The sequence below is a fragment of the Terrabacter sp. MAHUQ-38 genome (genome assembly GCF_014518425.1).
Taxonomy (GTDB): Bacteria; Actinomycetota; Actinomycetes; order Actinomycetales; family Dermatophilaceae; genus Terrabacter.
Window position 1 is genome coordinate 904873 of sequence record NZ_JACVCU010000001.1, and the last position, 18483, is coordinate 923355.

The following is an 18483-nucleotide window of genomic DNA, read 5'->3' on the forward strand; positions in this document are numbered from 1 at the left end:
GGTCATACGTATAACGCACTGCCGCACAAGCCTGCTCAAAACCTCGGAAACTCTCTGCTCCATCAGTCCCGCCCAAGGAGTACCCATGAAGAAGACCCTCGCCGTGGCCGCGGCGCTGAGCCTCTCGCTCGCAGCCGGCTGCTCGGGATCGTCGGATGCCGCAGACGGCCAGGCCGACGCCGGCTTCAAGACGACCGGCCTGCCGATCGTCACCCAGCCGATCACGCTGACCTTCACCGGCAGCAAGGCCCCGCTCGCCGACCTGCCCGCGATGACCCTCGTCAAGCAGTGGCAGAAGGACACGAACGTCGCGATCACGTGGCAGAACCTGCCGCTCGACGCATACAAGGAGAAGAAGAACCTCATCCTCGCGAGCGGCGACCTGCCCGACGCGTTCTACAACTCGGAGCTCAGCGACTCCGACATCATGACGTACGGCACGAACGGCACGCTCGTGCCGCTCGAGGGCCTGATCGAGAAGTACGCGCCGAACCTCCAGAAGGTCTTCGAGAAGCGCCCCGCGCTCAAGGCCGCGGTCACCGCCGCCGACGGTCACATCTACGCGCTGCCGAGTGCCGAGGAGCTCGAGCTCGGGGCGGTGCCCTTCTTCTGGTCGATCAACACCGCCTGGCTGAAGAAGCTGGGGCTGTCGATGCCGCAGACGGTCGAGGACTACCACGCGGCCCTCACGGCATTCCGCACCAAGGACCCCAACGGCAACGGCAAGGCGGACGAGATCCCGCTCAGCTTCATCGGCAACTGGTGGTGCGCCGACGTGGGCGACCTCTTCGCCGCACTCTCGGGCATGCCGGACAACGTCGACCACCGCATCGTCCGCGACGACAAGGTCATCTACACGGCGATCCAGCCGGAGTACCGCGACGCCATCGCCAAGCTGCACCAGTGGTACTCCGAGGGCCTCATCGACCCCGAGTCCTTCACCCAGAACGACAAGCAGTACCTCGCCAAGGGGAAGACGAGCTCCGAGGTGCTCGGCTCCTACGTCTGGTGGGAGACCGAGGAGGTCGTCGGCACCGACCGCGTCAAGGACTACGCGCTGATGGGCCCGCTCGAGGGCCCGGCCGGCAAGCTCGTCGGCCGGTCGAACAACGTCGACTACAGCCGCAACGCCTTCGCGATCACCCGCGCCAACAAGCACCCCGAGGCGACGATGCGCTGGGTCGACCGTCTCTACGACCCCGTCATGTCGGCGCAGGTCGCGTGGGGCGCCATTGGTGAGGGGCTGCAGAAGGACGCCTCCGGTCTCCTCGTCGCGACCCCGCTCAAGGCCGGCGAGAACGCAGGCGAGCGCCGCCAGAAGATCGCCCCGAACGGTCCGCACGTGACCCTCAAAGAGGACTTCCAGACCATCGTCGCGCCCGAGCCGCGCGCCGCCCAGCGGGCGAAGGACCTCCAGGAGATCTACCTGCCGTACGCCGAGAAGCAGTCCTACCCGCTCGCCTTCTTCACCCAGGACGAGCTGGCGCGGATGGGCCAGATCCAGACCGACGTCAAGGCGATCGTCGACGAGAAGCGCGCCGCGTGGATCGTGCGCGGCGGTGTCGAGAAGGACTGGGACGGCTACGTCTCGGCGCTCAAGCAGGCCGGCATCGACGACCTGGTCGGGATCTACCAGGCCGCCTACGACCGCAACAAGCAGAACAGCCAGTGACGAGCGTCCAGGCGCCGGCGGACCTCCGCCGGCGCCACCTCGTCGGGGGCGGCCGCGTGTCCACTCTTGCGGACCTGCTCGACGACGCCCCTCCCGCCCCGGCGGCCGACGGAGCCGTCTGGTCACTCGTCGTCGACTACGCGCCGGTCTCGCTCGTGTCGACATCGGGCCGGACGTCGGGACTCGTCAGCTGGACCGCTACGGATGGTGCAGCTGGTTTCGTGCTCGGGACCGACCGGGGCGGACGGCCGTGCCTCGAGGTCCAGGTGGGGACGGGCGAGAGCGTGCAGACGCGCGCCGTCGTCGCGACCGAGCCCGTGCGTCCCGGGGAATGGCACCGCTACGGGCTCGTCGTCGGTGACACGACGTCCCTCTACCTCGACGGCGAGTGGGTGGGTGAGCTGCCATGGCCTGGTGGGCCGCTGCCCGCCACGGATGCCGTGCGGGTCGGTGCCCGCCACGACTCGATGATCGTGGAGGAGGCGCTGGTCACCGAAGGCGTGACGGGCGTCGTCGGCGAGGTGGGCCTCACGGCACACGGCGATTTCCCTTCGGCCGTTGCCGAGCTGCGCTCGCGTGGGGGGACCGACCGACCGCCCATTGACGTCGCGGCCGAGCTGGCGCGTTGGGTCCGCCCTGACCCGTACCGTCCGACCTTCCACTTCCTGCCGCCGGCGCACTGGATGAACGAGCCGCACGCGCCGATCGAGGCGGACGGGCTGCACCACCTCTTCTTCCAGTCGAACCGCACCGGCGCCCACTGGGGCGGGATCGAGTGGGGGCACGCGGTCAGCACCGACCTCGTGCGCTGGCGACACCTGCCGCCTGCGCTCTCGCCGGTGGACACCCCGGTGGCGCCCGACGGCATCTGGAGCGGGGGCAGCGTCCTGGACGACGCCGGCCGCCCGGTGCTCTTCATCACTGCCGGCGACTTCACTTGCGCGCCAGACCAGTCCGTCGCGATCGCGCGTCCGCGCGGGCAGGGCGCAGGCACCACGTGGGTGGCTGACGCCGAACCCGTCCTGCGTATGCCGTCGCGTGACGACCTCGTGCCCGGGCAGTTCCGCGACCCCTTCGTCTGGAGAGAGGGTGAGCGCTGGTTCATGCTCGTCGGCGCGGGTGTCGTCGGGCACGGCGGGACGGCGCTGCTGTTCGAGTCGGCCGACGGGGAGTCGTGGGACGAGGTCGGGCCGCTGCTCGTGGGCGACGCAGCCGCGCATCCGGAGGTGGGGGAGATGTGGGAGCTGCCAGTGCTGCTGCCCGTCTCGTCGGCGTCGGGACGCGCGGCGCACGTCCTCCTCGTCTGCCCGTGGTGGGCCGCGGTGCCCGACGGCCGCGTGGTCGAGGTCGTCCACTGGCTCGGCGACTGGGACGCTTCGGCGCGGATGTTCACGCCATGGCATCCCGAACCGCGGCGCTTCGACCACGGGCGACACTTCACCGGCCCGAGCGGCAACGTGCTGTCCGACGGGCGCACCATCCTGTGGTCGATCGCCCAGGACGGCCGCACGACGGCCCGGCAGGCGGAGGTCGGCTGGGCACACAATGCCGGGTTGCCGCTCGAGCTCTCGCTCGGTGACGACGACACGTTGCGGATTGCCCCTGTGCGTGAGCTGGCGACCCTGCGCGAGGAGCTGCTCGTCGAGGTGACCCACCTGCGCGCGGCGGAGGTGCCGTTGCTGGCGGCCGACCTGACGCTCGGGCCGATCGAGCTGGAGCTGGAATGCCTCGCCGGGCCTGGGGTCGTGCGTGTCGCTCTCGTCGACGAGGCGGGCGGGGCGCTGCACGCGTCAGTCCGGCTCGACCTCGACGCTCGGCGTCTCGAGGTGCACCGCCCCGGCGCGGTTGACTACGACACGTGGAGCCCCACCGAGCTGGACGGGGCTGTCTTCGACTCTGCCAGTGAGGCAGTGCGCCTGCGCGTCTTCCTCGACGGGTCGATGCTCGAGGCCTACCTCGACAACCGGGCGTCCATCACCACACGCATACGCCCACCGGCCGGTTCGCGGCTGCGCGTGACGGTCCCGGCCGGCGCGGACGTGGCGTCGGTGCGGGCCTGGCGTCTGGGCAGCGCCGAGCTCACTCCGTCTTCGGGCGCGGACGTCTGAATCGTCCGACCGACTCACCTCGATCGACCTGCCCGTAACCGAACCCGAACGCGAACGCCAACCCGACAGGACTGCTCACGTGCTGCTGCTCGACGACCACTGGACCTGGGACTTCTGGACCGCCCAGGACGGTGAGGACACCCACCTCTACTTCCTCAAGGCTCCGCGTTCGCTCGGCGATCCGGACCTGCGGCACCGCAACGCACGCGTGGGTCACGCAGTCTCCACGGACCTACGCGAGTGGACCGTGCTCGAGGATGCCCTCGGCCCCGGCGAGCTCGGTGCGTGGGACGACCTCGCGACGTGGACCGGCAGTGTCGTGCGCGACGGCGACGACTGGTGGATGTTCTACACCGGTATCGGCACCGACAGCGACGGGCTGCGGCAGCGGATCGGCCGGGCGCGCAGCGCCGATCTCGTGAGCTGGACGAAGGACCCGGAGTTCGTGCTCGACGCGCCGGAGATGTTCGAGCAGCTCGACACCTCCGTGTGGCCCGATCTGTGCTGGCGCGACCCGTGCGTCTTCGCCGACCCGGAGCATGGGGGTTGGGCGATGCTCGTGACGGCCCGCATGCCCGACGGCCCGGTGGACGGGCGCGGTGTCGTGGCACTGCTGCGCTCCGACGACCTGCGCTCATGGACGCCAGTCGGTCCGGTCACTCCGCTCGGCGACTGGGGCCACCTGGAGGTGCCGCAGGTCGTGGAAGTGGGTGGCCGTCACCGGCTCGTCTTCTGCGCCTACGCGGACTGCACGAGCACTGTGCGGCAGGAGCGGGTCGGAGCGGTCACCGGCACGCACTACCTCGTCGGCGACAGCCCGACCGGGCCCTTCACGCCAGACTCGGACGGCCTCTTCGCCGCTGACGAGGCGGGCTCGATCTACGCGGGCAAGATCCTCACGGATCCGCTGACCGGTGGGCCGGCGCTGCTGGCGTTCCTCCAGTTCGACTCGGACGGAACGTTCGTCGGAGGCCTCAGCGACCCGGTGGCCGTCGACGTGACCTCCACCGGGCGGATGGTGCTCACGCGGCGACCGTCCGACGTCGTCGCTGACGCCCGGCATCGCGAGGCGGTCCTTGAGGGCCAAGGATCCCCGGCGCCCGCGAAGGGCCGCTGACCCTGCGGCGAGAGCGCTTCCCGCACACGGTTCGCGCCATCGATCTCTCGTCCGACTCGTAGAGCCCGCGGCCGGATCCAACATCGTCGCGCGACGCGCTTGGCTCTGACTACCCTCGGCGAAGCGACGGACCGACCGTCGCATCTCGAGGAGGGCTCTGTTGCAGTTCCTGGTCTTGGGCAAGGACGGGCCCGACTTCGTGTACGAGCCGCACGAGCTTCATGAGGCGCACTGGGCGTACATGGACGAGTGGACGACGGCATTGATCGCGAGGGGTCCGACGCTGTCGCCCGACGGTGCCGACCACACGGGAAGCGTGCACGTGGTGGACCTTGGCGACGCGACGCTGGCTCAGCGATTCGCGCTCGACGAGCCCTATGCGCGGGCCGGCTGGTACTCCGAGGTCTCCGTCATCGCGATGCAGCCGTGTGTCGACGGAACGATGTGGGACCGCCCTACACCCGCCGCGCAAAACCTCGCCGCCTTCGTGCGTGCTGACATCGTCGCTGAGCGCACAACCGAACACGTCGCCGACACACTTCGGCGGCTGCTCGCGGAGTCTGATGACCCGCAGTGGCTCTACGCGGGTGCTGCTCTGAGCGAGGACCGCGACCGTGCCGTCGGTCTCGTCGGCCTCGTCGACCGTCCGCCTGAGTCGGCCCGTCAGAGCATCGAGGCATTTGTCCTGGCCACCACCGGTTGCGCTGCGAGTGGGGTGGAGTGCCATCGATGGCAGCGCGGCGGGCGGCCCGACTGACCCCCACTGCCTTGCTCCGCCGTGGGCCGCCCGGCGCGTGCGTATCGTCCGCGTCGGGACGCGAGCCATGTGAGAACTCCACCTGCGCACCTCCCGGCGCACGCGGTGGCCGAGGACGCAGCGGTGTCGGGCGAGCGGGGCCGTCACAGTGGCGTTGAGAGCAACGCCCTGCTGCGGCTGCGATCCGTGCCCGGGTCTCGTCCCGGTCTGGGAGGTCGATGCTCTCGCGGGACGTGCCAGACGACGCCCTCCGGGGTGACCGTGGCGGTGAGTCCGAGACTGTGGACGATCGTGTGGTGGCGCCCGCACAGGAGCGCCCCGTTGCACAGGTCGGTCGCGCCGCCGTGGATCCAGTGCACGCAGTGATGGGCGTCGCACCATTGGGGTGGCACAGTGCAGCCGGGGAAGCTGCACCCCTTGTCGCGTCGACCGAGTGCGAGCCGCTGAGACGGTGTGAAGTAGCGCTCGGTCCTGCCCAGGTCGAGCACCTCGGAGTCGGCGCCGAGCACCATGGGCAGGATCTCGGCCTCGCAGGCCAGTCGCCGCACGGTGCCGGCAGAGAGCACCTCGTCGTTGTCGGCCAACCCAGCACCTTGGACGCTCTCGAGGAGGGCCTCGAGCGACATGGTGACGACGAGCTTGGTCCGCGGTGTGCGCGTGACACCCTGCGGCGCCCCCACCGCGCGAGAGATCAGCTCGAGTAGGGCGTCAGCACGACGCGTGGCCGCCGTCCGCGGGTCGGCAGCCACCTGACTGACACCCGTCGAACCGGCCGAGGTCCCCAGCGCGTCAGCGAAGCCGGGGGCCTCGCTCGCAGCTCGCCGGTCGGGAAGCTCGGGGTGAGCCAGCGGAAGGCCAAACGCGTCACGCTCGACCGCCGGGGCCGAACAAGCCGGCAACGCGCTGAGCGACATGGCGACCGAGACGCTGTGGCGGACGCTGCGGCGCCCGGACACACCCGCCGTGCCAGCACTGCCGGGAGTCGACGGCCAGTCGCGCCAGTCGAGGTCGGGCCGTGGGCGGGCCAACGCGTCGATGGCTGCGTCGAGGATCGCGGAGCCTTCAGGGTCCATGCGCAGGCGATACTCCGTCATGCCGGCGCACCGACCGACCTTGGTCAACGCCCGGCCGGCCCGCATCCGCTGGTCATCGTCCTCGACCTGGGCCGGCGGCCTCAGGCTCGCTCGGGCCTGCGCGGCGAGACGGCGCAGCTCCTTGACGCCCAGCGCCTCCGCACCTTCGACCATGGAGTCGACGACAGCAGCGAGATGGAGTGGGTCGGCCACCCGCTCGACGTCTCGATGGAAGCGGACGATGACCGCGGCCTTGTCGACCGTGACCGCGCCACGGCGCACGAGCGCGGACAGGTCGCGCCACCGCGGCTCGTTCATCGCCGAGCCAACCGCGGTCACCGCTGCCGCTGCACCGCCCTCGAGCCCGGGCGCGTAGCCGGCGACCCAGTCGTTGCGCGAGAGGCCGACGTCGCCCGCCAGGCCCCGACTCTCTATCTCCGCCGCCAGCATCGCGGTCAGGCTGTGTGCCATCTCGCGCACCGACTGAGCCTGCTCGATCGCGTCGCCGAGGCCGGCAGCACCCATGGCCCACACGGGGGCGTTGTGCGCGAGGAGCCGGAGCTCAGCCGCCATCCGCGCGAGCCGGGCCGCGAGCCCCGGCAGGTCGGAGAAGCCCAACACGTGCGCGGCATCAGCCGGGTCGACCGGCACCGACGCGAGCGTGACCGCACCCGGGACGGGTTCGGTGATCACGCTCGCTGTGCTCATGAGTCGAATATATGTTCGACCACCGACAGCGGGTGCCGCCTATCCACAGGCCCCTGGCGCCCGTCCCAGCTGCGCCCTGCAGTCACAAGCGAGTGAAGAAAGACCCGTCTCAGGTCAGCGGCTTGATGGAGTCGCGGACCTGGAGCGGCATCTCGAGGAGGTGCTCGCCCGTCGGCTCGTCGTCGGCGAGCAGCAGCTCCATGGCCCGCTGACCCATCTGCTCGTACGGCAGCCGGGCGGTCGTCAGGGCCGGCCGCATGTACGACGCGATCTCGTCGTCGTCGAACGAGGCGATGGAGACGTCGTCGGGCACGCGCAGGCCGCGTTCGGTGAGCGCCTGCTGGGCGCCGAACGCGACCCGGTCGTTGAGGCAGAGCGCGGCGGTGATCGGTGTGCCGGACTCGAGGAGGCGCTTCGTGGCGTCATAGGCGTTCCACGGCTCCCAGTCCTCGATGTCGACGACGGCGACGGGCGCGACTCCGGCCTCGTCGAGGGCTCGGTGGATCCCGTCGAAGCGGTGGCCGATCGTCACCGAGATCCGTGGGGTGACGCGGGCGACGGGTGCGTTGCCGATGATGGCGATGCCATCGCGGTGTCCGGCGTCGAGCAGCTCGCGGACGACGGCATGCCCCGCCTTCTCCTCGTCGGGGAGGATGGAGACGGGAACGGTCGGGCTGACGCAGTTGACCGTGACGGCCGGCAGGCCCGGGGGGAGCGCGGGCAGGTCGATGAGACGGGCGGCCACGGCGCCGAAGACGAGTCCGTCGACCTGGCGGTCGACCATGAACGCCAGGGCCTTGTCGAGCTGCTTGGGGTGCTTGAACGTCTCGGCGATCAGCAGGCCCTGGTCATGGTCGTCGGCGACGTCGAGCAGGCCGCGGATCATGGCCGACGCGAAGCGGGTGACGGTCACGTCGTCGGAGATGAGCCCGAAGGTCCCGGTCTTGCCCAGGCGGAGGGAGCGGGCGGCCGCGTTGGGGCGGTAGTTGAGCTCCTGCGCAGCCTCGTGGATGCGGGCCACGGCGTCGGCGGACAGGCGAGAGCCGGGGCGGTTGTTGAGCACGAGGCTCACGGCCGTCTTCGACATCCCCGCGCGCTCGGCGACGTCGGCCAGCGTCGGTCGCTTGTTCACGGCCGCCCCTTCCGTCGTGTCCACGCGCATCTCGTATGCCGTGTGGCCCCGTCCAAGGGTGCCTGCGGCGAGCGTACCCCACAGTAGACGAACCACACGGCATACGCGCTGGTGAAAAGGTTTTAGCAATCTCTTGTGCAGGGTGGTAGGGATCCACTACGGTCTCGTGCTGAAAGGTTTTAGCAGTGACCTGTCAGCAGAGACACAGGGCCTTACCCGGAGGAACCAATGAAGCTCACCTCGACCACCACGCGCGTCGCCGTCGGACTCCTCGCCGTCGCGCTCCCCCTCTCGATGGCGGCCTGCACCAAGGGCGGCAGCAGCTCCTCCTCCGGCGGCGCCGGTGGCGGCGAGCTGACGATGTGGACCCACAATGCCGGCAACAAGGGCGAGCTCGCGGCCATCACGCAGATCGTCAACGACTACAACAAGAGCCAGAGCAAGTACAAGGTCAAGATCCAGGCCTTCCCGCAGGACTCGTACAACCAGTCCGTCGTCGCGGCCGCCGCGTCCAAGAAGCTCCCCTGCATCCTCGACATCGACGGCCCGAACGTGCCGAACTGGGCGTGGGCCGGCTACCTCGCGCCGCTCGAGGGTCTCGACGGCACGCTCTCCAAGTTCCTCCCGAGCGTGCTCGGCAAGTACGACGGCAAGACGTACTCCTACGGCTACTACGACGTCGCGCTCGTGATGGTCACGCGCAAGACGATCCTCGACAAGTACGGCATCCGCGTGCCGACCGTCGACCAGCCCTGGACCAAGGACGAGTTCACCGCCGCGCTGAAGAAGCTCAAGGCCTCCGGCGACTTCCAGAACCCGCTCGACATCGCGACGAGCTTCACGGGTGAGTGGTGGCCCTACGCGTACTCCCCGATGCTGCAGAGCTTCGGCGGCGACCTGATCAACCGCAACGACTACAAGTCGGCCGAGGGCGCGCTCAACGGACCCAAGGCCGTCGAGTGGGCGAAGTGGTTCCGCGGCCTCGTCACCGACGGGCTCGTGCCGCTCAAGTCGGGCGCCGACCCGGCGAAGGACTTCATCAACGGCAAGACGGCGATCCTCTACAACGGCACGTGGACAGCTGTCGACACCCGCAAGGCCTTCGGCAAGGACACCCTCTTCCTCCCGCCGCCGGACCTCGGCAACGGCCCGAAGATCGGTGGCGGCTCGTGGCAGTGGGGCATCTCGCAGAACTGCTCCGACCAGGCCGGCGCCCTCGACTACATGAAGTTCGCGGCGCAGGACAAGTACGTCGCGAGCGTCGCCCGCGACACGAACAACATCCCGGCCACCGACGCCGCGGCCGCCGAGGTCAAGGGCTATGAGCAGGGCGGCGAGAACCAGCTCTTCCTCGAGTACGCGAAGAAGTTCGCCGTGCTGCGCCCGGTGACGCCCGGATACCCGTTCATCGCAACGGAGTTCACCAAGACCGCTCAGGACATCCTCAACGGCGCCGACCCGAAGCAGGCGCTCGACCAGGCCGTCAAGAACATCGACGCCAACCAGAAGTCCAACGGCTACTTCCAGTGAGCTTCTGACATGACGACCATCACCGTGGCCGAGGACGCCTCGGCCGTCACGACGCGAAAGAGTGTGCCCCCCAAAGGTTCTCGCTCGTCGACCACGACGGCGCTGCTCATGCTGCTGCCTGCCGCGGTCCTGCTCATCACCTTCCTGCTCGTCCCGATCGGGCTGACGTTCGGGCTCGCGTTCACCAACGCGCGGCTCATCTCGCCGCGGCCGGCCGAGTTCGTCGGGGTCGACAACTTCGTGCGTCTCTTCGACGACGAGACGTTCTGGAAGTCGCTGCGCAACACGATCATCTTCGCGGCGGTCATCGTGCCGGTGCAGTCGGCGTGCGCCCTCGGGCTCGCGCTGCTCGTCAACGTGAAGATGCGTGGGGTCAACTTCTTCCGGACGGTCTACTTCCTGCCGGTGGTCACGTCGATGGTCGTCGTGTCGATGCTGTGGCTGTTCATGTACCAGAAGAACGGCCTCATCAACCAGGTGCTCCTCAAGTTCGGGATCGCCGGGCCGGACTGGCTCGGCGACCCGAAGACGGCGCTGATCGCGATCATCCTCATGTCGGCGTGGCAGGCCATGGGGTTCCACATGGTCATCTGGCTCTCCGGGCTGCAGACGATCCCGGGCGACCTCTACGAGGCGGCCGAGCTCGACGGGGCCGGCACGTGGCAGAAGTTCCGCTACGTGACGTGGCCGGGGCTGCGGCAGACGCGGACCTTCATCCTCATCACGATCACGATCTCGGCGTTCGCGCTCTTCACGCAGGTCAACATCATGACCCAGGGCGGTCCGCTCGACTCGACGTCGACGCTCGTCCTCATGGCGGTGCGGACCGGGTTCCAGCAGCAGCAGACGGGATACGCGTCCGCGATCTCGCTCGCCTTCTTCGTCCTCGTGCTGGCCGTGACCCTCGTCCAGCGCTACTACACCCGTGACAAGGACGTGGCGTGATGAGCACCGCAACCACTCCCGGCCTCGGGGCCGACCACCTCGCCCACGTCGCCGAGTCAGCCACCCCGGCAGTGCACCGTGGGGGAGAGGAACGACACGGCATACGCCGGGCGCTCGGTGTCCTGGTGCGGATCGCGCTGTGCCTCGTCTTCGGGCTGCCGCTGGTCTTCATGTTCGTGTCGAGCTTCAAGCCGGACCTGCAGATCTTCTCGGACCTCGGCAACATCAAGGCGTTCCTGCCGGTCGGCGACATCTCGTTCGAGAACTACTCGGGTGTCTTCGGCCGAGTTCCCTTCGCGCAGTTCATGATGAACTCCGTCATCATCACGGTCGTCACCGTGGTGCTCGGCATCGTCGTCAACTCGATGGCGGCGTTCGCGCTCGCGCGGATCGGCTTCAAGGGCGGCGGCATCGTGCTCGGCGTCATCCTCGCGACGCTCATCGTGCCGTTCGAGACGCTGGCGCTGCCGCTGCTGTGGTGGTCGAACAAGCTGCCGTTCCTCGGACCCGACGGCTTCACCGAGGGCTGGCTCGACACGTACCAGGTGCAGATCATCCCGTTCATCGCGAACGCGTTCTCGATCTTCCTCTTCTACCAGTACTTCGACAGCATCCCGAAGGAGCTCGACGAGGCGGCGAAGGTCGACGGCGCAGGGTGGTTCCGGATCTACCGCAGCATCGTCATGCCGCTGTCGGGACCGGCGGTCGCGACCGTCGCGATCCTCACCTTCCTGCCGATGTGGAACCAGTACCTCTGGCCGCTCATGGCGGTGCAGTCGGAGGAGCTGCGGCCGGTCATGGTCGGCATCGACTACTTCAAGCAGCTCAACACCTCGTGGGGGCAGATCATGGCGTACGCGTCGATCATCACCGCGCCGGTGCTCGTCCTGTTCGTGGCCTTCCAGCGGGCCTTCATCAACTCCATCGCCAGCAGTGGCGTGAAAGGCTGAATCGTGTTTCGTCTTCCCGAGGCGTGGGTGTGGGACTTCTGGCTCGTCGACGACGGGTCGGAGTACCACATGTTCTTCCTCTACGCCTCCCGCGCGCTGCGTGACCCGGACGCCCGGCACTACCGGGCGTCCGTGGGTCACGCTGTGTCCTCCGACCTGGTTCATTGGGAACGCGTGGCCGACGCGCTCGTGCGCTCGGACGCGCCGGCGTTCGACGACCTCGCGACGTGGACCGGCTCGGTCGTGCGGCACCCGGACGGGCGGTGGTTCATGTTCTACACGGGGTCGACGGCGGTGCCGGGGACGCCGGCGAACATCCAGTCCATTGGGTATGCCGTGTCCTCTGACCTTCTCGTGTGGGACAAGGCGCCGGGGCCGGTGCTGGCCGCGGATCCGCGGTGGTACGAGAGGTACTCCGACGGGCACTGGCACGACGAGGCGTTCCGCGACCCGTGGGTCTTCGCCGACCCTGCTGGTGACGGGTGGCACATGCTGATCACGGCGCGGTCCAACCATGGGCCTGCTGCCGATCCGTCGGACACGTTCGACCGCGGCGTCGTCGGGCACGCGTGGTCTGCTGACCTGGAGAACTGGGAGCTACGGCCGCCGCTCTCGGAGCCGGGGACCGGCTTCGGCCAGCTCGAGGTCTTCCAGCTCGTCGAGATCGACGGCCGGCAGGTGCTCGTCTTCAACTGCCAGGCCGCGGAGATGACGGCTGCTCGACGCGCGACCGGCATCACCCCCGGAGTGTGGGTGGCCTCGGCCGAGTCGGCGCTCGGGCCGTACGGCCTCGCCGATGCGCAGCAGCTGACGGATGACCAGCTCTACGTGGGCAAGTTCATCCGCGACCGCGAGACCGGGGAGACGAAGTTCCTCGCGTTCGTGAACCAGGTCGACGGCGAGTTCGTCGGCGAGATCACCGACCCCTACGCCGTGTCCTGGGACGGCGACCGTCTCGTGCTGACGCCGGCGCGCGACATCGCGGGCGTCGCCCGCTGAACCGCCGAGGTGGGGCTCTTCCCGCCGCTACCTCGGAAGGCGGTTACCGCCAACCGCCTGGAAACGTCGTGCCCGCCGTCGAACTCTGGCGGCGGGCACGACTTCTGACCAAGCCGCATGGTCCGCTGACTGGAGTACTGGGAGCTGCGGGACTGCGCTCGGAGCCGGGGACGGGCTTCGGTCAGCTCGAGGTGTTCCAACTCGTCGAGGTCGACGGCCGTCAGGTGCTCGTCCTCGCCCGAGGCGGACCATAGTTCCAAGGCTTTCACGCACCGCCGAGTCGGGACGCCTCTTCCCTCCCCCGAGCAGTCAGAGTCCAGACCCCTCGTGTGCTTCGCCCAGCCACGTAGGGCACGATCACGCCGTCGCCGACCATGGCATTGCGCTCCCAAGCCGCTTGATTCTCCTATTTGACCTCGCGATTCGATGGCTGACAACGGCGGTCATCCGCCGTCAGAACGTCACTTAGACGATCTTCCATCGCCTCAAGTACTCGAGCCTTTGTTGCAGATCCTCCGAGGTCGTTGAGGGCCAGCAGCATGAACGTGCGCAAGACTGCCTGTGGCGTGAGTGGTATTCGATTCCTTCTCATTCATCGACTGTTGGTGTGCCTCGACCCTGATGTGCTGGTCTAGGACCGGGAGTCGGCGCGCCCCGCAATCTCAAGACCTGTCCTTGTGCCTTCATCCAGGATTGGGGGTGCTGGGATCTCCTCTGAAGGCAAGTGCATGAACGACTGAACCAGCTGGCCAAAACGTACGATCTCCTCGCGCAGTGCCTCTTTCCTCGAGTGGTCGGGCAGTTCCATTCCGACGCTGTGGCTCGTCGCAACGACCTCGACCTTGGCCGGCTGACGCGCATTCATGAGGGTCTGGTCGAACCGGACGTACCGAAGATCCTCCATCTTGATGGCGTCAAGAATCGACCCGTTCTTCTTGAACTCGCTCTTGTCGAGGACGAGGATCCGCCGGTCGGTGACCACGACGTGCTTCCACTCGTCCCAAGACCACCACTGCCCGATCTTGGCGTCCGCGTAGGCGAGCAACCTTTCATCTTTTCCGAGCTGCCATCGCAGAACTCGCGGGAGGAGTTCGGGAACGCCTTCGTCCGCGACAACGATGGCGGGCTTCTGGATGCCCCGCTCGTTGGCTGCGAAGCCATGGAGAAGCTTGGCCGTTTGATCCTGCAGAACCTTCGCTGCCTGGGCAACGTGTTCCGCCGATCGCCTGCCCTTGGTCCAGGGGATCGTCTTGTCTCCTGGGAGCTCTGCCATGATTCCCAGATGGACAGTGAGAACTGTCAGCAGCTCCTCAGCCCGCTCTAGATCGCGAGTCCGCTCGACCCGCGCATCGTCCGCCACCTTCTGGAGAAGTAGCCCTGAGTCAGTGTCGTCTTGGCCGGCGACGGCGTAGATGTGGCCAGCGCGCAGCGCCTGGTAGGTGAACCATGCTTGTTGGGCTTGGAGCAGGCCCTGGGCATCCTGCAGCATCGCCTCCGCATGATGTGTCAGGTACTCGTTTCGGTCCTCGTGCTTCTTGAGCTTAAGAAGTTCGCGGTTGTGCGCGTCCACCTTGCTCTCAAACAGCCGCCGCGCCGTTCGGAGCTGCGCCTCATGCCCCGCGAAGTTCTGCCAGATGTGGTCGCTCACCTTGCCGATGTGCCGTGCCTCGTCCACGCCCTTGAGCATGGTCTCGTGCAGGCCTTGGACCTGAGCCCACTGTTCAGCTCGGATGGCTTTGAGCACCTCGTCAGTGAGTGCGATGTTCTCGCGCACCAAGGAGGAGATCTCTGCGAGCTGGGCCTGGATGGCGAGGAGGGCAACTGCCGGCCCCAAGGAGGCCAGAACGGCCGTGGCACCCGATGCGCCGGCCGGCATCCACCGGATGGAGTGCGCCATCTTGCCGTTGGCGTCCACGAGGGTGCCGAGGTTCACGCCGCCACTCGTGAGTGGTTTTGCGGTCTGAAGCATCTTCATCGTCTCCGGGGCGAGCCTCACGAGACCCTGCATCTGCGCGATCCCCTGGAGGGCTTGCCCGCCCACATTCGCGGCACCGAGGACTCGACTCACAGTGTCGGTCGCTGCGCTCGCTGATGCTCTCGGCAACAGCTCCAAGTCGAAGATCTCGACGCCCTCGGGCGGGTGGGGCCCGAAGACGAGGCCCCAGCCGTCCTCGACTTCCACGAGGGTGGTGCTCGGCTCGTCCTGAGCCGCCGCAGCGTTGCCGTCGTCGTGAATGTTCATGCCGGAAGTCCCTCCTTCACCGTGACCCCGACCGTCGCTAGGGATCGAAGTGTCTTGTCGTCGATGTCCTCGAAGCCGCCGGACGTAGCGCGCAGCGCATTGCGCTCGGCCCGTGACCGTGGGTCCGTGCGTTTAGCTGGGGCTACGTGGTGCTGGTACGTGTTGATGGCCGCCACCACGCCGTATGCCGTGTTCCTCCACGGGGCCACGCGGCGGTCCGTTCTCCAGAGCTCATAGACGGCGCTACGCGCGGCTAGATTTCGATGCGTCCTGAACCTCTCGGGGTTCTTCAAGGGGAAGTGCGCTTCAAGGAATTGAAGCCAATGCTCATCCGTCACCTTGGTGTGACACTGGGCCCGGACCTGCTGTGAGAAGCGGGTAGTGGTGAGCTCGAGTAGCTGGAGCGCGTCGCGGACGTCGTCTACATCGAACTGGCTGTGCTTCGTGTGCCGGATTCGCAACTTTGCCGCATCCTCGTCCTTGAGCGCCGCATTGAGCGTGTTATCGCACACGACGACCTGCGCACCCGTGAGATAGGTCGTAGACGACCTGCCGTCGAGGGAGCTCGTAGCGGTGAGGAAGGGGCGAAACGCCACTCCCTCTGGAGTCGAGATGGTCTCGGGGACCTCGACCTGGACCCATGCGCGGGCGCCCTGCTTCAGTAGACCGGCTGATCCGATTCCTAGATCGGGCCCCACGAGATCGGAGATCCGGTCCAAGAGCCATGCTCGGTAGGGGTGAATCTCGTAGGAGCTGCTCACGATGCCGAGAACTTCGAGGTTGTCGGACCTCGTGATGGCCTTGTATCCCTCCGCCTTGGTGCTGATGAGGCCGCCTGTGTCTGCGTAGACGTCTACGGCCACCGGATCCCAAGCGAACAGGCGCCTGTTGACCTCTTCGACCGGAATCGGGCCCGTGTAGTGATTGGGCTCTGAGCCTTGATCCGACTTCCGATAGTGCCAAGCGGTGCCACGCTTCTCCGTGAATCCGATGAGAACATTTCGGTTGAGCCAACTCATGGACTCTGCTGACATCGGCTTGCTCCCTGTGATGTTCTTATGAAGACAGGAGGACGTTATCGTCCTTTAGGTTGCCCAGCGGGCCATTTGGGCGGCCCGCTGCGTCCCGCCCACCGTAGGACGCGATGGCTCCCATGCGTGCGCTCAGCAGATCGTGGGGTTGTCAGGCAGAGACGCCGAGGACGCCCGCTACGACCTCCGCCAGCTGTAGGGCCAGATAGGGGGGCACTGCGTTCCCCACCTGATGGTACTGCTGCGTCCGATTGCCGCAGAAGAAGTAGTCGTCGGGGAACGTCTGCAGGCGCGCGGCCTCCCGAACCGTGAAGCTCCGCATTTGGCTGGGATCTGGGTGGATGTAGTAGTGCCCATCCTTTGAGATGTGCGACGTGATGGTCGTGCTCGGCGTCTTCCACGCCTGCACGCGGAATCTGTCGGTGAAAGGTGCGTCGAGGCTGCGCGCGTTGGCATGGTTTGGGATGAGTGCCTCTGGTAGCTGACCTAGTTTCACCGTCGTGCCCGTGGTTGCCTTGGCGGAGAGGTAGGCGTATCTCATCAGGTCAGTGACCATGTGCCCGCGAGCCTCGTGCTGAACGATGGCCCTGATTCCTGCCTTCGTGAGCCAATGTTCGAGTTCCCCGTCACGGCCCACAGGGGCCGGACCGCCCAACGCCCACCCGGTTTCGGTGAGCCGAGGACGATATCCCTTGGCTACGCCAGCCGTTTGAAGGCCGGCGTTCCGAATTTCTCGCCATGCGTCCCAGCCATCTTGGCGTGCGGGGCTGATGCGCGACCGGATGCGGGGCAGGTGCCCGATGACGTCCTCGACATTGGGCGTCGTCGAAGGTTGGAGGATTTTGGAGCGGGCCGCTGAGATGTCGCGGCGTACCCCGAGCAGGATCACCCGGTGACGTCTTTGGGGCACGCCGTACTCTTCGGCGCGGATGACGTAATCACCCGGGCTCAGGCCCGAGAACAGCGCGGAGCTGTCGTCGCCGACCACGAAGGAGCGGATCTCATATCCCTCACCAGCGTTTGCGAGGTCGTCCAAGATCATCGAGAAGAGGCGTTGTCCGCGGTGCGTGTGTGAGAGCAGCCCCTTGACGTTCTCCATGACGAACACCGGGGGACGATGTGTTGCGATGATGTCCAGGTACTCCCTGAAGAGGAAGTGCTTGACGTCGTCCTCGAAATCGGGGTCGTTGGTACGCCGTGCGCGTCCGACCAGTGAATACGCTTGGCAAGGGGGCCCGCCGATGAGAACCCACAGGCCTCCCTCGGCCGAACGGGCCTGAAGCGCCCCTTTGATGTGGGAGGAGGCCCGTGTTCTGTTCTCGGGGCCGAGCTCGAGTTCGAGCACCTCACCGTTGGCGTGGTCGAGCGCCTTCTGCGCATCGTGGTCCGACGTGAAGTCCTCCCACGAGGTCTCGCCTCTGAGCACCGACTTGTACCGCTGGAGCGCCCGCTCAGAGCCGCGCAAGCTCCTTACTGCGGCGCGCAGCCGGAGTGTCTTGCATGCGACAGGGTCCATCTCGATGGATGCCGCCGTGGAGAAAATAGCTTCGTCACCGCGACCCATGAGGCTGCAGAAGCCCTCGTTGAGCCCGCCGGGGCCGGCGAAGAGGTCAATGACGGGGATTTGCCGCACACGGTGCTCCTGGGGATGGATCTGTGGTGCCAGGCTAGCAGTGTGCGGGAAACGGATGGCCAGTGGTAGACACCACGCGGAGCGGCGCCGAGCCCGAGAGGACGCCTCCAGACTCCAGACTCAGTGCGAGGTTCTCGATCCAGGCGCGTGTTTCGACGAAACCCGAGATCTCACTGCGGAGAGAGCTCCATCGCCGCGGCCTGAGGTACAGGGTCCAATTCAAGGTCGCAGGGCTGCCGCGTCGGAGAGTGGACGTTGCCTTCACCAAGGCACGCCTTGCCGTATTCGTGGACGGCTGCTTCTGGCACGCCTGCCCCGAGCACTGCGTCGTGCCGAAGGCGAACCGAGAATGGTGGGAATGGAAGTTCGCTGCGAACAAGGCAAGGGATGCTGACACGGATGACAGGCTCAGGAAGCTTGGTTGGCGCGTGGTGCGCATCTGGGAGCACGAGAGCAGTGTCGACGGCGCCGACCGGGTCTCGTGCTTGTTGAGCAAGTAGTCCCGTCCTCGCACGGTCACAGCGAAATGCGCTGACGACACTGTCGTCACCCGTCGGGCGTTGGACGCCGCGTACTCTTGGGCGCA

14 protein-coding genes are annotated in these 18483 nt (G+C 67.3%); 9 read left to right on the forward strand and 5 right to left on the reverse strand.

Annotated features, from left to right (window positions below):
* Window positions 1-85 precede the first annotated feature (85 nt).
* The 4 genes from H9I49_RS04275 (at window position 86) to H9I49_RS04290 (ending at window position 5654) form a co-directional block, all read left to right on the forward strand.
* Window positions 86-1672 (forward strand): ABC transporter substrate-binding protein, encoded by a 1587-nt coding sequence (locus tag H9I49_RS04275; protein ID WP_188029047.1) that lies wholly within the window; start codon window positions 86-88, stop codon window positions 1670-1672.
* Window positions 1669-3780 (forward strand): GH32 C-terminal domain-containing protein, encoded by a 2112-nt coding sequence (locus H9I49_RS04280; protein ID WP_188029048.1) that lies wholly within the window; start codon window positions 1669-1671, stop codon window positions 3778-3780. The genes H9I49_RS04275 and H9I49_RS04280 overlap by 4 nt, the downstream gene beginning before the upstream one ends.
* A gap of 79 nt (window positions 3781-3859) precedes the next feature.
* Entirely contained in the window at window positions 3860-4897 is a 1038-nt protein-coding gene (locus H9I49_RS04285; RefSeq protein WP_188029049.1) for a glycosyl hydrolase family 32, read from the forward strand.
* A 160-nt stretch (window positions 4898-5057) separates the two neighbouring features.
* Window positions 5058-5654, forward strand: coding sequence for a YciI family protein (locus H9I49_RS04290; RefSeq protein ID WP_188029050.1), 597 nt, complete (start codon window positions 5058-5060; stop codon window positions 5652-5654).
* Between the two features lie 143 nt (window positions 5655-5797).
* On the opposite strand, the gene H9I49_RS04295 is transcribed toward H9I49_RS04290, so the two are convergent.
* Both H9I49_RS04295 and H9I49_RS04300 read right to left on the reverse strand, forming a co-directional pair.
* Entirely contained in the window at window positions 5798-7435 is a 1638-nt protein-coding gene (locus H9I49_RS04295) for an HNH endonuclease signature motif containing protein (protein ID WP_188029051.1), read from the reverse strand.
* Between the two features lie 109 nt (window positions 7436-7544).
* Window positions 7545-8567, reverse strand: a complete 1023-nt coding sequence (locus H9I49_RS04300; protein WP_370587421.1) for a LacI family DNA-binding transcriptional regulator — start codon at window positions 8565-8567, stop codon at window positions 7545-7547.
* A 228-nt stretch (window positions 8568-8795) separates the two neighbouring features.
* Here H9I49_RS04300 and H9I49_RS04305 point away from each other — a divergent pair, with 228 nt between their 5' ends.
* Genes H9I49_RS04305 through H9I49_RS04320 form a run of 4 tightly spaced genes read left to right on the forward strand, consistent with a single transcriptional unit; the run spans window position 8796 to window position 12991 of the window.
* On the forward strand, window positions 8796-10097 hold the full coding sequence (locus tag H9I49_RS04305) for a sugar ABC transporter substrate-binding protein (protein ID WP_188029053.1): 1302 nt from the start codon (window positions 8796-8798) through the stop codon (window positions 10095-10097).
* A gap of 9 nt (window positions 10098-10106) precedes the next feature.
* Window positions 10107-11042, forward strand: a complete 936-nt coding sequence (locus tag H9I49_RS04310; RefSeq protein WP_188029054.1) for a carbohydrate ABC transporter permease — start codon at window positions 10107-10109, stop codon at window positions 11040-11042.
* Window positions 11042-11992, forward strand: a complete 951-nt coding sequence (locus H9I49_RS04315; protein ID WP_188029055.1) for a carbohydrate ABC transporter permease — start codon at window positions 11042-11044, stop codon at window positions 11990-11992. Before H9I49_RS04310 ends, H9I49_RS04315 begins: the two co-directional genes overlap by 1 nt.
* Before the next feature lie 3 nt (window positions 11993-11995).
* Entirely contained in the window at window positions 11996-12991 is a 996-nt protein-coding gene (locus H9I49_RS04320) for a family 43 glycosylhydrolase (RefSeq protein WP_188029056.1), read from the forward strand.
* Between the two features lie 631 nt (window positions 12992-13622).
* Here H9I49_RS04320 and H9I49_RS04325 read toward each other — a convergent pair.
* The 3 genes from H9I49_RS04325 to H9I49_RS04335 form a co-directional block, all read right to left on the reverse strand.
* Window positions 13623-15233, reverse strand: a complete 1611-nt coding sequence (locus tag H9I49_RS04325; RefSeq protein ID WP_188029057.1) for a hypothetical protein — start codon at window positions 15231-15233, stop codon at window positions 13623-13625.
* Entirely contained in the window at window positions 15230-16267 is a 1038-nt protein-coding gene (locus H9I49_RS04330) for a DUF932 domain-containing protein (protein ID WP_188029058.1), read from the reverse strand. Before H9I49_RS04330 ends, H9I49_RS04325 begins: the two co-directional genes overlap by 4 nt.
* 148 nt (window positions 16268-16415) lie before the next feature.
* On the reverse strand, window positions 16416-17897 hold the full coding sequence (locus tag H9I49_RS04335; protein WP_188029059.1) for a DNA cytosine methyltransferase: 1482 nt from the start codon (window positions 17895-17897) through the stop codon (window positions 16416-16418).
* A gap of 62 nt (window positions 17898-17959) precedes the next feature.
* Between H9I49_RS04335 and H9I49_RS04340 the strand changes: the two genes are divergently transcribed.
* Window positions 17960-18397, forward strand: a complete 438-nt coding sequence (locus H9I49_RS04340) for a very short patch repair endonuclease (protein WP_188029060.1) — start codon at window positions 17960-17962, stop codon at window positions 18395-18397.
* Window positions 18398-18483: the final 86 nt, after the last annotated feature.

Coding starts and splice junctions, on each gene's coding strand:
- H9I49_RS04325 (WP_188029057.1), bottom strand. CDS start 15,233: ATGAACATTCACGACGACGGCAACGCTGCGGCGGCTCAGGACGAGCCG.
- H9I49_RS04275 (WP_188029047.1), top strand. CDS start 86: ATGAAGAAGACCCTCGCCGTGGCCGCGGCGCTGAGCCTCTCGCTCGCA.
- H9I49_RS04295 (WP_188029051.1), bottom strand. CDS start 7,435: ATGAGCACAGCGAGCGTGATCACCGAACCCGTCCCGGGTGCGGTCACG.
- H9I49_RS04330 (WP_188029058.1), bottom strand. CDS start 16,267: ATGTCAGCAGAGTCCATGAGTTGGCTCAACCGAAATGTTCTCATCGGA.
- H9I49_RS04305 (WP_188029053.1), top strand. CDS start 8,796: ATGAAGCTCACCTCGACCACCACGCGCGTCGCCGTCGGACTCCTCGCC.
- H9I49_RS04310 (WP_188029054.1), top strand. CDS start 10,107: ATGACGACCATCACCGTGGCCGAGGACGCCTCGGCCGTCACGACGCGA.
- H9I49_RS04315 (WP_188029055.1), top strand. CDS start 11,042: ATGAGCACCGCAACCACTCCCGGCCTCGGGGCCGACCACCTCGCCCAC.